Raw genomic sequence first — 14,450 nt, 5'->3', positions numbered from 1 at the left:
AAAGTAAAAGCTAATTTTGTTTTTTAAATCTTTTCTTTGAGCAATATTTAACTCACTTTAAAATTAAAAAGTCCTTATAGCTATTCAAAAATAAAATAAAAAAATAGGTATTGACACAACAAAAACAAAGTATTAAAATAAAATTAAACCAAAAACAAAATTCAAATCTCAATATTAATACCGATAAAAATAATGGAAATCTGATGAAAAACAATATTATCAAGGGACCAAAAAAAGAAGGGAGAGAATGTTTTAATGACAGCTAACACTTCTGTATGGAAAAGACTCAAAAAAGACAAATGGCTTTATATCTTGGCTCTACCTGGTATTCTGTACTTCGTCATTTTCAGGTACATTCCGATGTTTGGTATAGTTGTTGCCTTTCAAGATTTTAATCCGTTTTTAGGGTTCTGGAAAAGTCCGTGGGTAGGTTTTGAGCATTTTAAAACACTTTTCACCGACCCTGATTTTCCGATGCTGTTTAGAAATACACTGTTAATTTCATTTTACAATATACTTTTCTATTTCCCTGTGCCAATTATTTTAGCTTTACTTATCAACGAGGTGCGAAATCAAGTTTATAAGAGAATTGTCCAGACATGTGTTTATGTTCCTCACTTTGTTTCAATGGTGGTCATAGCAAGTATTACATTTGTTTTTCTTTCAAGTGAAACAGGAGTAATAAACAATATTTTATACAGTTTAACAGGTCAAAAAATAGATTTTTTAACAGATCCGAGATGGTTCAGACCTCTTATAATAATTCAAAGTATATGGAAAGAAGCAGGATGGGGAACAATAATCTTCTTGGCAGCTCTTTCAAATGTTGACCCGACTTTATATGAAGCTGCTATTGTGGATGGGGCAACAAGGGGGCAGCAGACTTGGTACATCACTATTCCTTCAATTATGAGTACGGTAATTATACTTTTCATTTTGCGATTAGGACATCTTCTTGATACTGGCTTTGAACAGATATTTTTAATGAAAAATTCTCTTAACAGATCAGTAGCTGAAGTATTTGATACATATGTTTATCAAGTAGGCGTTACACAGGGTTCATATAGTTATAGTACAGCAGTTGGACTTTTTAAATCAGTAGTAGGTTTGATTTTAATACAAATTTCTAATTATTTAGCAAAAAAATTTACTGAGACTTCGTTATTTTAAGTATTACAAGAAGAAAGTAAAAGAGGTGGCAAATAAATGAGGCAGAATAAAACAATAGGTAGTGTTATTTTTGATGTATTTAATCATGTTTTTCTGGGAATATATGCTCTAATAGCAATAATGCCTTTCTTATATGTATTAGCTGCGTCGTTTGCTCCTGATTCAGAAATAAAAACACGAAATTTCTTTTTGATACCTCATAATTTTACAACTGCAGCTTATAAATATATATTTGAATCTAATTACTTTTTAAGAAGTATGATAAACAGTGTTATTATTACAGTCGGCGGAACTTTAGTAAATCTTTTCTTTACTTTTACAATGGCATATGCACTTTCAAAAAAGAACTTTATAGGAAGAAGTATTATATTGAATGCAGTAATTTTCTCTATGCTGTTTGGAGGAGGAATGATTCCTACATATCTACTGGTTAAAAGTTTAGGGTTATTAGATTCTTATTGGGCACTTTGGCTTCCAGGAGCAATAAGTCCATTTAATTTCTTTGTTGTCAAAAACTTTTTCCAGGAAATGCCGCAGGATTTAGAGGATGCAGCAAGAATTGACGGCTGTACTGAAGCTCAGATTTTATGGAAGGTAGTGCTTCCTCTTTCAAAGCCAATTATTGCAACCTTCGCTTTATTTTACGGGGTTGGGCATTGGAATTCATGGTTTGGGGCTCTTTTGTATATTAATAACCAGGAAAAATGGCCTGTTCAATTAATTTTACGACAGATAGTGATGCTTTCTACCACAATAACTTCTGATTTAACCAAGTTTGATCCTAATTTTCAGCCTCCTCAAGAATCTCTTAAAATGGCAGTAATTGTTGTAGCCACATTGCCAATAATGCTCTTGTATCCATGGCTACAAAAATATTTCATAAAAGGTATGTTTATTGGCTCACTGAAGGAGTGATGTAAGGATGTAGAGGAAATAATAACTAAAAATTTAAAATTTCAAAAAAACGGGAGGGTGTTGAATAATGGTAAAAATAAAGAAGCTTCTAAAATTAGTTTTAGTTGGAGTCTGTATCTTAGGATTACTATTTAGTTCAATGGTAGGATTGGAGCACAGAAATCTAAATATTCGTTTACACTTACTATTATGGCACAATATTTTGGTACAGAACCAGCACCAGCAAATAGTCCAGTTATTTTAAAGGCTGAAGAGTATTTAAAAACTAATCTTGAGTTTACATGGGTACCTGCAGATAGTTATAAAGACAAGTTAAATATTATGCTGGCAAGTGGAAAACTACCAATGGTTGTATACGTTCCAGATAATTCAGCTTCATTTGTTGCTGCTTGTAAAGCAGGTGCATTTTGGGAATTAGGCCCCTATATAAAGCAATATAAGAACTTGAGAACGATTCCTGATATAGTTCTGTGGAATTCTTCTATTGATGGTAAGATTTATGGTATTCCTCGTTCAAGAACCCTTGGAAGAAATGGAATTGTGTACCGAAAAGATTGGGCTAAAAATGTTGGCATCACTAAGCTTGAAACTATTGATGATTTGTATAATATGTTGAAGAAGTTTACTTACAATGATCCAGACAAGAATGGTAAGAATGATACTTACGGAATGTATGAATGTTCTTATAATGGACCATTCTATATAGCAGTTGTATGGTTTGGTGGACCAAATGGTTGGGGTTTGAATAAAAATGGCCAGCTTGTTCCTTCTTTCTTGACCAATGCATATATGGAGGCTTTAAAATTCTGGCGTAAATTATATCAAGAAAAGATATTCAACCATGATTTTCCGAGTGTTCCTGGTGCAAGATGGGAAGATTATTATTCGCAAGGGAAAGCTGGTGTTAAGATTGATGTTATAGATTCTGCAAACAGAATTTACAATGGTCTTCTTAAGAATGGTTTGATTCCAAAAGATGCAAAGGATACAGATATCATGGACATTAAATTGGCTGTAAAGACGAAATATGGATTGAGAAATATGCCAACAGCTGGTTATGCAGGATATCTTATGGTTTCAAAAACGAGTGTAAAAGACATGAATACATTCAAAAAAGTAATGTCAATCTTGGATAAGTTTGGTGACAAAACAATGCAGGATTTGTTTGGTTATGGATTGCCCAATAGACATTATAAGTTAGTTGATGGCAAAATAGACCCTATTCAAAATTTACCAGCAGAGCTGTCAAGAGAAATAAGTGGTGTTAACCAGGTATTGCATTTTTATCCTACAAACGGTGGTACACCAAGATACATGACTCCACTTTTGCAATTACAAGCAGATATGCAAGCTTTGAATGAAAAACTCAATATTCTTGTGCCAAATCCGGCATTGCCATTGCAAGCTATGTCACAGACATATATTAAAAGAGGTGTTACCCTTGATAATATGATTGAAGATGCACGTGTTAAATATATTGCCGGTCAGCTCAATGATCAGGGATTCAAGAAAGTTCTTGACAACTGGAGAAAGCAGGGTGGAGACCAGATTATAAAAGAAGTAAATGCATTGTATCGTCAATATAGAAAGAACATTCCTTACAAAGAAGATTTGTATAAGATACTAAATCCTTAAAAACTATGACTTTGGATTTTATTGAAAAGTGTAATCTCGTGCGAAATACTTTAATATTTCGCACGAGATTTTTTTTAAAACACTTATTAAATTTGGAGGTTTGGAAAGATGCAAAAAATAAAACTAAAATGGCTTATAAAACCACAGGTAAATAATATTGGTGCAACGTTTTGTATTCCATGGAAAAAAGGGGAGCTACGAGATACAAAAAATGTTGTTATAAGAGGCAAAGATGGAAGTATTATTCCTACTCAAAACTGGGCACTTTCATACTGGGGTGATGGGTCGGTAAAGGTGAGTAGTCACGCTGCTTTCTTTGACACCAATTTACCTGATGAGGTCTTTGCTTGTATTGAAGAAGATACTGTAATAAAATTTGAAACAATGATTGAAGTTTATGAAAACAAAGATCATATTAGCGTTACAACAGGCAAGCTTGAGTGCAAAATTAGCAAAACTGGAGATAAAATTATTGAATATTTAAAAGTAGGACAAAAGATTATTTGCTCTAATCTCACGCAAATTTTTGCTACAGAAAGAATTTCTAATTTTACAGGATATAAGACTAAAGTTGAAGAAGAATACATTCCTCAAATATTAGGTGCAAAAGTAGAGTCTCACGGACCTTTGAGATGTGTTATAAAAGTGTGGGGAAGACATTTGCGGAATACCAAGATGACATTTGATGGTTCTTTGCTCAAACAAGGTTGGCTACCCTTTGAGTTGAGATTATATTTCTATGCAAATTCAGATAAAATTAAGATTGTTCATACATTTATTTACAACGGAAATCCCCATCAAGATTTTATAAAAGGATTGGGCTTAAAATTTGATCTTCCTTTGCACTCTCCTCTGTACAATAGATTTGTAAGATTTGGAGGGGATAGTGGACTTTTTTGTGAGTCACCAAAAAATTTGATAGATGTGTACAGAAAAGAGAGATACAAAACAATGTTTCAAAATCAGGTCAATGGACAACCGGTAGATTTTGATATTGACGAGGACCACCATTATATTAGGGAGATTAACAATACTCCAGAGTGGGATGAATTTATTCTTTTTCAAGATTCTTCTGAACACTATGTTATTAAAAAACGTACATCTTGCCAGTGCAGTTTTGTAAAAGCAACAGAAGGGAAAAGAGCTATGGGGTTTGCATATGTTGGTGATGAGAATGGTGGGCTTGGAGTAGCCTTAAAGGATTTTTGGCAAAAATATCCTTCAGGATTTGAGGTAAAAGCTTTAACTTCTTCTGAAGCAAGTTTAACAGTTTGGCTTTGGCCACCTTATGGTGAAGTTATGGATTTGAGACATTATGATTTTGGTACATACGCATCTTCATCATACGAAGGGTTTGATGAGTATAGAAGTACTCCCTATGGTATAGCTAATACAAATGAGCTGTGGCTGTACTGTTTTGATTATGCTCCAACAAGTGGGCAGCTTTTGGAATATGCAAAAATGCAAGGATTTTCTCCTCTTCTTGTATGTAGCCCTGAAAGGTATAAAGAGACAGAGATATTTGGAGGATTAAATTTACCGGATAATAGCAACTCCAAGAAAGAAAAGATTGAAAGAATACTGACAGCTATTGTCGATTTTTATCTAAAAGAAGTTGAGAGGAGAAAATGGTACGGTTTTTGGGACTATGGTGATTTTATGCATAGCTATGATATGGTAAGACACATGTGGAAATATGATATTGGTGGATATGCTTGGCAGAACACGGAGCTTGTGCCAAACATTTGGCTTTGGCTTATGTTTTTAAGAACAGGACGTTTTGATATATTTAAAATGGCTGAGGCAATGACAAGACATACATCAGAAGTAGACGTGTATCATCTCGGGGAATATAAAGGCCTGGGCTCAAGGCATAATGTTATTCATTGGGGATGTGGTTGCAAAGAAGTGAGAATTAGCATGGCATACCTTCACAGGTATTACTATTATCTTATTGCCGATGAAAGAATAGGGCAGCTTATGGATGATGTAAAAGATATTGAGAAACAAATTATGCACATGGATCCTATGCGTGCGTATTTTACGAATGATCCTGAAAATAGAGTACACATAAGGGTTGGACCGGATGTTATGACCTTTTGTGCCAATTGGTTTGTAAGATGGGAAAGGTACCAGGAAGAGATTTATAAACAAAAGATAATAAAGATACTGGACTTTTTAAAAAAAAATCCAGCAGCATTTATTTCGGGTGGTGTATATGACTATGACCCTGAAAATAACCAGGTAAAACCAATTGAATACACAGGGGGTTCAAATTTTGTATTTTGTTTTGGGAACACACTGGTTTGGCTTGAGATAGCCAAAAATTTTGAAGATAAAGAATTTGAAGAGTTGTGTGCTCAGCAGGGGCTTTTTTATACCGAATTTAAGGAAAACAAAAATGAGATTTTAAAAAGCTGGGGTGTTCCAAACTTTGGATTTAAGTTGAATATGCTTAATATTGGGATGGCTGCCTTTGCAGCAATGAAGAAAAATATTCCTGAATTGAAAAGAGAAATCTGGCAGATGTTTTTAGACTATGACAAAAATCCATGGCTGAAATTTATTTGTGATGGAGGTATCAATTTACAATTAGCCACTATACCTGCGCCGGTTGTTGAAGTTCCTTTTATTTCAACTAATATAGCTTCTCAGTGGTCAATAAATGCATTGCTCGCACTTGAATTTATTGGAGATGAAATATAAAGATAGAGATACTTCAGTTTAATGAAGACAGCATCTGGTCAGATGGTTTATGGAAAGATAAAATCCTGATTCTAAAACAGAAGGAGGTTTTGCAAGCTATGCTTTATCCACGTGAGACAAGAACAAGAGAGGTAAAAGACCTTAGCGGCATATGGAGGTTTAAAGTTGACAGGGAGAGCAAAGGATATGAACAGAGGTGGTTTGAAAAACCTCTTGAAGATGCTATTTTAATGCCTGTGCCGGCAAGCTATAACGACATAACCCAGGATGAGAGCATAAGAGACCACATAGGTGATGTGTGGTATGAAAGGACATTTTACATACCTGAAGGTTGGAAGGACAAAAGAATAGTTTTGAGAGTTGGAAGTGCTACTCATCACGCAAGAGTATTTTTAAATGGAGAGGAGATAGCCCAGAACAAAGGTGGATTTTTACCTTTTGAAGTTGAGATTAATAAATTTGCCCAGATTGGCTGTGAGAACAGACTTACAATTGTTGTAAACAACATCTTGGACTGGAGCTGTCTTCCACCAGGGTTTATAAGGGAATACAATGACCCAATGCATCCAGAAGGGTATAAAACTCAGGAATATCTTTTTGACTTTTTCAACTATTCAGGCATTCACAGACCAGTTTTGCTCTACACAACTTCCAAAACATATATTGAGGATATTAAGGTTGAGACCAAGATTGATGGCAAAAAGGGTATAGTGTGCTTCAAGGTGAATGTAAGTGGCGAAAAAAAGGATGAAAGCCAGATAGCAGTAGCTTTGTATGACAAAAATGGAAGACAAATAGCAAAGGTCGAAGGGTCAGAAGGTATGATAGAGGTTGAAGATGCCATATTTTGGGATCCTTCAAATCCATATCTTTACAAACTAAATGTAACTTTAATACACGATGGAAAGATAGCAGATGAATATTATCTTCCTGTGGGAATAAGGATTGTCGAGGTCAAAGACAAAAGGCTTTACCTAAACGGTAAGCCAGTGTATCTTAAAGGTTTGGCGAAGCATGAAGACAGTGATATAAGGGGCAAGGGATACGACCCTGTGATAGCTATGAAAGATTTCAACCTTCTGAAATGGATAGGAGCAAACTCATTCAGAACATCACATTATCCTTACGCAGAAGAGATTTTAAACTTGGCAGACGAGTATGGTTTTTTGGTAATTGACGAGGCACCAGCTGTTGGCATGAATTTCTTTAACAAAAACGAAAAAGTGTTTACTCTTGAAAGAATAAACCAAAAGACATTAGAACATCATTTGGAAGTTATAAGACAACTTATTGCAAGGGATAAAAACCATCCAAGTGTGATTATGTGGAGTGTGGCAAATGAGGCTGCAACATATGAAGATGGGGCATATGAGTATTTCAAAACAGTAATAGATGAGGTGAGAAAGCTTGACCCGACAAGACCGGTGACGCTGGTTGAATCCTCTTTTCCAGATGAGACCAAAGTGGGAAGTCTTGTTGATGTTATATGTGTAAACAGGTACTATTCATGGTATTCTGATCCTGGCAGACTGGATTTAATAGAGTTCCAGCTTGAAAAGGAGCTGAAAAGGTGGTTTGAGCTTTATCAAAAACCAGTGATAATAACAGAGTATGGGGCAGACACAATTGCAGGATTTCATTCAAGTCCTCCAATGATGTTTTCTGAGGAATATCAGTGTGAGATGCTGAAGAGGTATCATAGGGTGTTTGACAGGCTGGATTTTGTGATAGGCGAGCACATATGGAACTTTGCAGACTTTGCAACAAAACAAGAGGTTCGAAGGATTATGGGCAACAGGAAAGGAATTTTTACAAGGCAAAGACAGCCCAAAATGGCAGCTTTCTTGCTAAAAGAAAGATGGCAAAATTCGGAGCACAAGAAGTTGGAGGAGTAAAAATGCTTAAAATCAAAGATGAATGTATAAAAGATAGGCTTAAGTTTAGCAATTCACCTTTAGTTAACAAAGCCTTTGTGGAAGAAGTTTTTAAACTGGTGCTTTCAAAACTTGATAAGATGATAGAGAAGTTTGGTGAGAAGTTTCCATCACCTGCAAGTAAAAGTCTCAAGTATGACGTTGTAGATAATATTTACTGGACTTCATCATTTTACACTGGTATGCTTTGGCTTGCATATGAACTCACAGGTGAGAACAAATATAAAGATTTGGCAAAAACGCATTTAGATAGCTTTGAAAAAAGACTCAAAAGTAGGATACACATAGATACCCACGACCTTGGATTTTTATATACTCTTTCGTGTGTTGCATGCTACAAAGTTACAGGCGATGAAGGAGCTAAAAACATTGCTATAGAAGCGGCAAAACAGCTTTGTACGAGGTACTGGGAAAAACCTGGTATAATTCAGGCATGGGGTACTATGGACGACCCTGCCCAAAAAGGCAGGATAATAATAGACTGTCTGATGAACCTTCCGCTTTTGTATTGGGCAAGCATCCAAACAGGTGATAAAAAGTTTTTTGAGATAGCCCACAAGCATGCGAAAAGGACTGCTGAGAACATAGTAAGAGAAGATGCGTCAACCTTCCATACATTTTATTTTGATGTTGAAACAGGTAAGCCTTTGTATGGCTCAACTCATCAAGGGTACTCAGATAGTTCATGCTGGGCAAGAGGGTAAGCTTGGGGGATATATGGATTTGTGTTGAGTTACAAGTACACACGGGATTGGATTTTCATGGATATTGCAAAGAAACTTTTAAATTATTTTCTTAACAGATTGCCAGAGGACTACGTGCCTTATTGGGACTTGGTTTTCACAGAAGGCGAGCAGCCGAGAGATAGTTCTGCAGCAGCAATTTGTATCTGCGGCATATTAAAGATGTTAAAGTTTATACCCCTTTGTGATGAGCACAGAGAGTACTATGAAAATGCAGTAAAAAATATGGTATTTTCGTTGTCAACAAACTACTTAGCTTCTCAACATCTGGATTCAGACGGTTTGCTTTTGCATGGCGTTTATAATAAGCCAAAAAATGAAGGTGTGGATGAACACACAATATGGGGTGATTATTTCTTTTTTGAAAGCTTAATAAGGCTTGTAAAAGATTGGAACGTGTATTGGTAGAAAATATTTCAAAAAAGGATGATTGTTTCATGAATGATACACGTTTTTATTGGATAATAACGCTTCAAAAAATATGCGAAATGCCACTTGAACTTCTTGCAAAAGATGAATTGAAAAATTCTATGCCTGTGGAAGCAAAGAATGAAGAGAGAAAGAAGTATACTCATTTGGAGTTGCTTGCAAGAATTCTGTGTGGGATTTCTCCCTTTTTAGAATTAAATGCTAATATGCCTGGTACAGATATAAGGGAAAGGGAAATAGCACTACATCTTTTGAGATTAGCAAGAAAGTCATTAGATATAGCAACTTGTCCTGACTGTAGAGACTACATGAATTTTGAAGAGGGAGCGCAACCACTTGTAGATGCAGCATTTTTAGCACAAGCAATAATAAGAGCACCTAAATCCCTCTGGGAACAGATTGATCCATCTGTGAGGAAGAGATTAATAGAGGAGATGAAAAAAACAAGAAAGATAAAACCTTATTATAGTAACTGGCTTTTGTTTTCAGCAATGATAGAAGCATTTATGTTTTTTGCAGGTGAAGAATGGGACAAGACAAAAGTTGATTTAATTTTAAAGGCAGTGGATGGTTGGTACAAAGGCGATGGAGTATATGGAGATGGACCACTTTTTAGGTGGGATTATTACAATAGTTTTGTTATTTACCCTATGCTTATAGACATTCTTAAAGTTCTATCTTCTCAAGATGACAAATGGAAAGAATTAGAAACAAAAGTTATTGAAAGAGCACAAAGATATGCAGTTGTGCTTGAAAGACTTATATCCCCTGAAGGGACATTTCCAATAATTGGTCGGTCCATTACTTACAGGACTGCAGTTTTTCATTTATTAGCTCTTCTTTCTTTATATCGTAAATTGCCATCTCAGCTTTCACCAGCACAGGTAAGGTGTGGGCTTACTGCTGTGTTGAAAAAAGTATTTGAAAAAAAAGGGGTATTTGATGAAAAGGGATGGTTACGAATAGGTGTAGCTGGCGCTCAACCACTTTTAAGTGAAGATTATATTTCAACAGGAAGTCTATATCTATGTACAACCGTATTCTTGCCATTGGGGGTTCCACAATCAGATCCTTTTTGGAAAGATCCTTGCGAAGATTGGACAAACAAAAAGGTTTGGGAAGGTCTAAATGTTAAACCAGATAAAGCAATTGAATATTAATTATTGAACTATAAATTTCATTAAAACCACAACAAGCAAAACAAAAACAAGAAAGTACATTGACTTTTCCAAAGATAAATGATATAATCATCCTAAAAACAAATAATCATAGTAGATTTCAAATTTATTCATCCACCATCAAGTGCTTTCAATGACCAATTAAATTTACTGATAGCTTCACAAAAGTTAACAGATGTAATTGAGATGAACTGAACCAATAACTATAATGGTGGGCCAATGAAGGCTATAGCAGATAAAGTAATAATTCCTTTAAATAATTATGTTGACAAGTATTGTCCAAATCTTAAAAAGCTCTTGAAAGAGCATCCTGATTGGCAGAAACAAATGTTGACGGATGATGGAAAGATATATTGTTTTCCAGACATTATAGAGAAGCAATTTTCAACACGTGGCCCTGCCATTAGGAAGGATTGGTTAGAAAAATACCATATTTATACAAAATACAAATACCAATCAGATAGAACCAGATATTTTGAATGATAAAGTGATTGCTTGGAATTCAGCGGTAAGTTCACTGCAGACTTATACTATGAGCTATCAGGGTAAACAAAAATTTTCGATATTGGTTTGTGAAAATCCCGTATTAAAGAGGGGCAGATATTGAAGTTCTGGAACAGAGCAAGTGAGTTCAGTGGAAGCAGAATGTTAATACTTTCTATGATGAGATGTTTGTAAAATTAATAATAGGAAAGGAGAAAAATGTAGATGTTTTGGTTAAAACCTTAGAAAGGAGTGGCTTTTCCACTCCTTACTTTTATTAAAATCAATTTAATTAGAGGAGGTTTTAAAAAATGCCAAACCTATCAACGACGTATGCAAAGCTGACTTTAAGAACACCTGTAATTGTTGCATCTGCTGGGATTACTGGAACTGTGGAGAGGCTTCAAAGATGCGAAGAAAACGGTGCTGGTGCTGTTGTGACAAAAAGTCTTTTTCAAAAAGAAGTGTGCAGAATTGCCCCCACTCCACGATTTAAAATAGTCAAGCATGAAAACACATTTACGCTTTACTCATATGAACAGGCAAGCGAATTAAATCCACAAGAATATGCTGAATTTATATTCAAAGCAAAACAAAAACTAAGCATTCCAGTTATTGCAAGTATAAACTGCTACACAGATGATGCATGGCTTGAGTATAGTAAGCTTATGGAACAAGCAGGAGCTGATGCAATAGAGTTAAATTTATCTTGCCCGCACGGTGTTCATATAATGTCTGGTATGGATGTAATTGAAGAGATGGTCCATACAACAAAACTTGTCAAAAGCAATGTAAAAATACCTGTGATACCAAAAATGACTCCTCAATCTACAAATCCAGGCTCTGATGCCTTAAGACTTGATCAAGCAGGAGCAGACGGGCTTGTAATGTTTAATAGATTCACAGGGCTTGACATTGATATAGAAAAAGAAGCTCCCATTTTGCACGGTGGTTATGCAGGGCATGGAGGTCCGTGGGCGATTATGTATGGTTTGAGGTGGATAAGCGCTGTAGCCCCAAAGGTAAAATGTAGTATCAGTGCAAGTGGCGGTGCTATGAACGGTGAGGATGTAGTCAAATACATACTGGCAGGAGCATCTGCTGTTCAAGTTTGTACAACTGTAATTTTGAATGGCTATGGAGTTATAAATAAGATAAACAAATATTTAGAAGAGTATATGGAGAGAAAAGGTTACAACACGATTGATGATTTTAAAGGAAAGGTGTGCAGCAGAATTCTTGACATGGACTCTGTTGACAGAACACATTGGGCAGTTGCTAAGATTAACAAAGAGAAATGCACATCATGTGGCAAGTGCTTCACAGTATGCATATATGATGCAATTGAAAAGGATGACGGAAAGTTTAAGGTAAATCAGAACTGCGATGGCTGTGGTCTTTGTGCGGAACTTTGTCCAGTCAAGGCAATTTCAATGGTAAAAAGAGGTGAAGTTTGAAAGTGATATATAAAACAGATATACTGGTAATAGGTGGTGGCGGTGCAGGTTTGAGGGCAGCAATTGCTGCATGTGAAAAGGCTTATGAAACAGGAAATAAAGTTAAAGTTTTATTAACAGTAAAAGGCAAACTGGGAAGTTGTGGAACAACTGCTCTTGCATACTCTGATAGAATGGCATTCCATGTCACACTTCCTACAACTGAGCCTAAAGGTGAAGATAACTGGAAATATCATGCAAAAGATATATATGAGATTGGCGGACTTGTTTCTGATTATGACTTGGCTGAGATTTTAGCAAAAAACTCAGCTGATGCTTACTTTTACTTAGATAATCTCGGTGTTCCCTTTGTAAAAGAAAATGGGATACCTGTCCAATTTGTTACAGATGGTTCTATATATGCGCGTGCATGTTTTACAGGTCCTGATACTGCTGTTCAAATAGAAAAGGCTCTGATTAGAAGGCTTAGTAACATAAAAGAGATTGAAGTTTTAGAGGATGTAATGATAAGCGATTTGATTGTAATTGACAACAAAGTTTGTGGGGCAGTTGGTTTTAGGGGTGCTCAAAATGTAATAATTCTTGCAAAAGCAGTTGTGCTTGCAACAGGCGGGGCAGGAAGTATTTATAAGAATAATGTGTTTCCGCCACGAATGACTGGTGATGGTTACGCAATGGCACTTCGTGCAGGAGCCCAGCTTGTAAACATGGAGTTTATCCAGATAGGTCTTTCATCCCCCAAAACAAAACTTGCATGTTCGGGAAGTATAATGAGATGTGTCCCCAGGTTTGTAAATGAAAAAGGAGAAGAATTTTTGATAAATTATCCTATTACATACAATGATGTATTTGAAAAAGGAGCAACATGGCCAATAAGCTACGAGCATAAGACATGTTTGATAGACATTGCAGTGTTCAGAGAGATTGCCCGTGGGGGTAAAGTGTTTTTAGACTTTACTCAAAATCCAGAAGGTTTTGAATTTGAACACCTAAGAGAAGACTTAAAACAAAGATATTACTCAGAAATTAAAAATCTTACAAATAAAAGATCTACTCCATATGAAAGACTGTGTGAAATAAATCCTCAGACTGTTGAGTGGTTCTTGAAGAGGGGAATTGACCTTAGAAACCAAATGCTAGAAATTGGGCCATCAATTCAGCATTTTCAGGGTGGTGTAAAAATTAGAGAAAAAGCAAATACAACTGTTGAGGGCTTGTATGCCTGTGGCGAGTGTGCAGGAGGGCAGCATGGGGCAAACAGACCAGGTGGCAATGCACTTTTGGATACTCAAGTTTTTGGCAAAATAGCAGGAGAAAGTAGCTTTGAATTTGCTTTAAACACTTCAATTGATGAGGAATCTGCAATTTTGGTAGCAAACCGCTTGTTTGAAAGCTATAAAAGCTATGTAGCTGCAGATGGCATTGATTTAGAAAAAGCCATCTCAGAACTAAATAGTGTTATGGACTTGTATGCAAGTGTTGTACGATATCAAGATGGACTTCAAAAAGCGCTTATAAAAATTGAGGAGTTGAAAACAAGAAAAGTCAAGCCTGTTGAGTATGAATATCTTTTAGAGCTAAAAAGCATGCTTTTGTGTGCAGAAGCAGTGGTAAAGAGCTGTATTTTAAGAGATGAAAGCAGAGGACCGCACTTGATGTTCGAAAATTACAGCGGTTTGTGGCCAAAGCCAAGAGATGAAAGATACAATGTATATCATGTATGCAGACTAAATAAAGATACCAATCAAATTGAAGTCTTTCCAATGCAACCGGTAAAACCAAAAGCGTAGGGGGAAAACA

The 14,450-nt window shown here is 35.8% G+C and carries 11 protein-coding genes; all 11 read left to right on the top strand.

Annotated elements, in window-relative coordinates; translation table 11 throughout:
- Positions 1–255 precede the first annotated feature (255 nt).
- The 11 genes from COB47_RS09385 (at position 256) to COB47_RS09340 (ending at position 14,440) form a co-directional block, all read left to right on the top strand.
- Positions 256–1,170, top strand: a complete 915-nt coding sequence (locus tag COB47_RS09385; RefSeq protein ID WP_013291136.1) for an ABC transporter permease — start codon at positions 256–258, stop codon at positions 1,168–1,170.
- 36 nt (positions 1,171–1,206) lie between these two features.
- Positions 1,207–2,085 (top strand): carbohydrate ABC transporter permease, encoded by an 879-nt coding sequence (locus COB47_RS09380; RefSeq protein ID WP_013291135.1) that lies wholly within the window; start codon positions 1,207–1,209, stop codon positions 2,083–2,085.
- 189 nt (positions 2,086–2,274) lie between these two features.
- A complete protein-coding gene (locus tag COB47_RS09375) occupies positions 2,275–3,720 on the top strand; it encodes an extracellular solute-binding protein (protein ID WP_237698894.1) in 1,446 nt (481 codons plus the stop codon).
- Between the two features lie 108 nt (positions 3,721–3,828).
- The gene (locus tag COB47_RS09370) at positions 3,829–6,426 is read left to right on the top strand and encodes an exo-rhamnogalacturonan lyase family protein (protein ID WP_013291134.1); all 2,598 of its coding nucleotides are present in this window, start codon (positions 3,829–3,831) and stop codon (positions 6,424–6,426) included.
- Positions 6,427–6,524: 98 nt separating this feature from the next.
- Positions 6,525–8,321 (top strand): beta-glucuronidase, encoded by a 1,797-nt coding sequence (gene uidA, locus COB47_RS09365; protein ID WP_013291133.1) that lies wholly within the window; start codon positions 6,525–6,527, stop codon positions 8,319–8,321.
- A 2-nt stretch (positions 8,322–8,323) separates the two neighbouring features.
- On the top strand, positions 8,324–9,064 hold the full coding sequence (locus COB47_RS12380; RefSeq protein WP_202795069.1) for a glycoside hydrolase family 88 protein: 741 nt from the start codon (positions 8,324–8,326) through the stop codon (positions 9,062–9,064).
- A gap of 21 nt (positions 9,065–9,085) precedes the next feature.
- Complete coding sequence (locus tag COB47_RS12375; RefSeq protein ID WP_202795068.1) at positions 9,086–9,511, top strand: glycoside hydrolase family 88 protein; 426 nt, start codon at positions 9,086–9,088, stop codon at positions 9,509–9,511.
- A gap of 29 nt (positions 9,512–9,540) precedes the next feature.
- On the top strand, positions 9,541–10,692 hold the full coding sequence (locus COB47_RS09355; RefSeq protein WP_013291132.1) for a DUF2264 domain-containing protein: 1,152 nt from the start codon (positions 9,541–9,543) through the stop codon (positions 10,690–10,692).
- 237 nt (positions 10,693–10,929) lie between these two features.
- Positions 10,930–11,193, top strand: coding sequence for a hypothetical protein (locus tag COB47_RS09350; protein WP_041742521.1), 264 nt, complete (start codon positions 10,930–10,932; stop codon positions 11,191–11,193).
- 311 nt (positions 11,194–11,504) lie between these two features.
- On the top strand, positions 11,505–12,650 hold the full coding sequence (locus COB47_RS09345; RefSeq protein ID WP_013291131.1) for a 4Fe-4S binding protein: 1,146 nt from the start codon (positions 11,505–11,507) through the stop codon (positions 12,648–12,650).
- 2 nt (positions 12,651–12,652) lie between these two features.
- Positions 12,653–14,440 carry an FAD-binding protein gene (locus tag COB47_RS09340; RefSeq protein ID WP_148217797.1) on the top strand — a complete coding sequence of 596 codons (1,788 nt, stop codon included), beginning with the start codon at positions 12,653–12,655 and terminating at the stop codon, positions 14,438–14,440.
- Positions 14,441–14,450: the final 10 nt, after the last annotated feature.

Source organism: Caldicellulosiruptor obsidiansis OB47 (assembly GCF_000145215.1).
In the GTDB taxonomy this organism is placed as follows: Bacteria; Bacillota; Thermoanaerobacteria; order Caldicellulosiruptorales; family Caldicellulosiruptoraceae; genus Caldicellulosiruptor; species Caldicellulosiruptor obsidiansis.
Note: the sequence above shows the minus strand (reverse complement) of the source record. Positions and strands in the feature narration are given on the sequence as shown.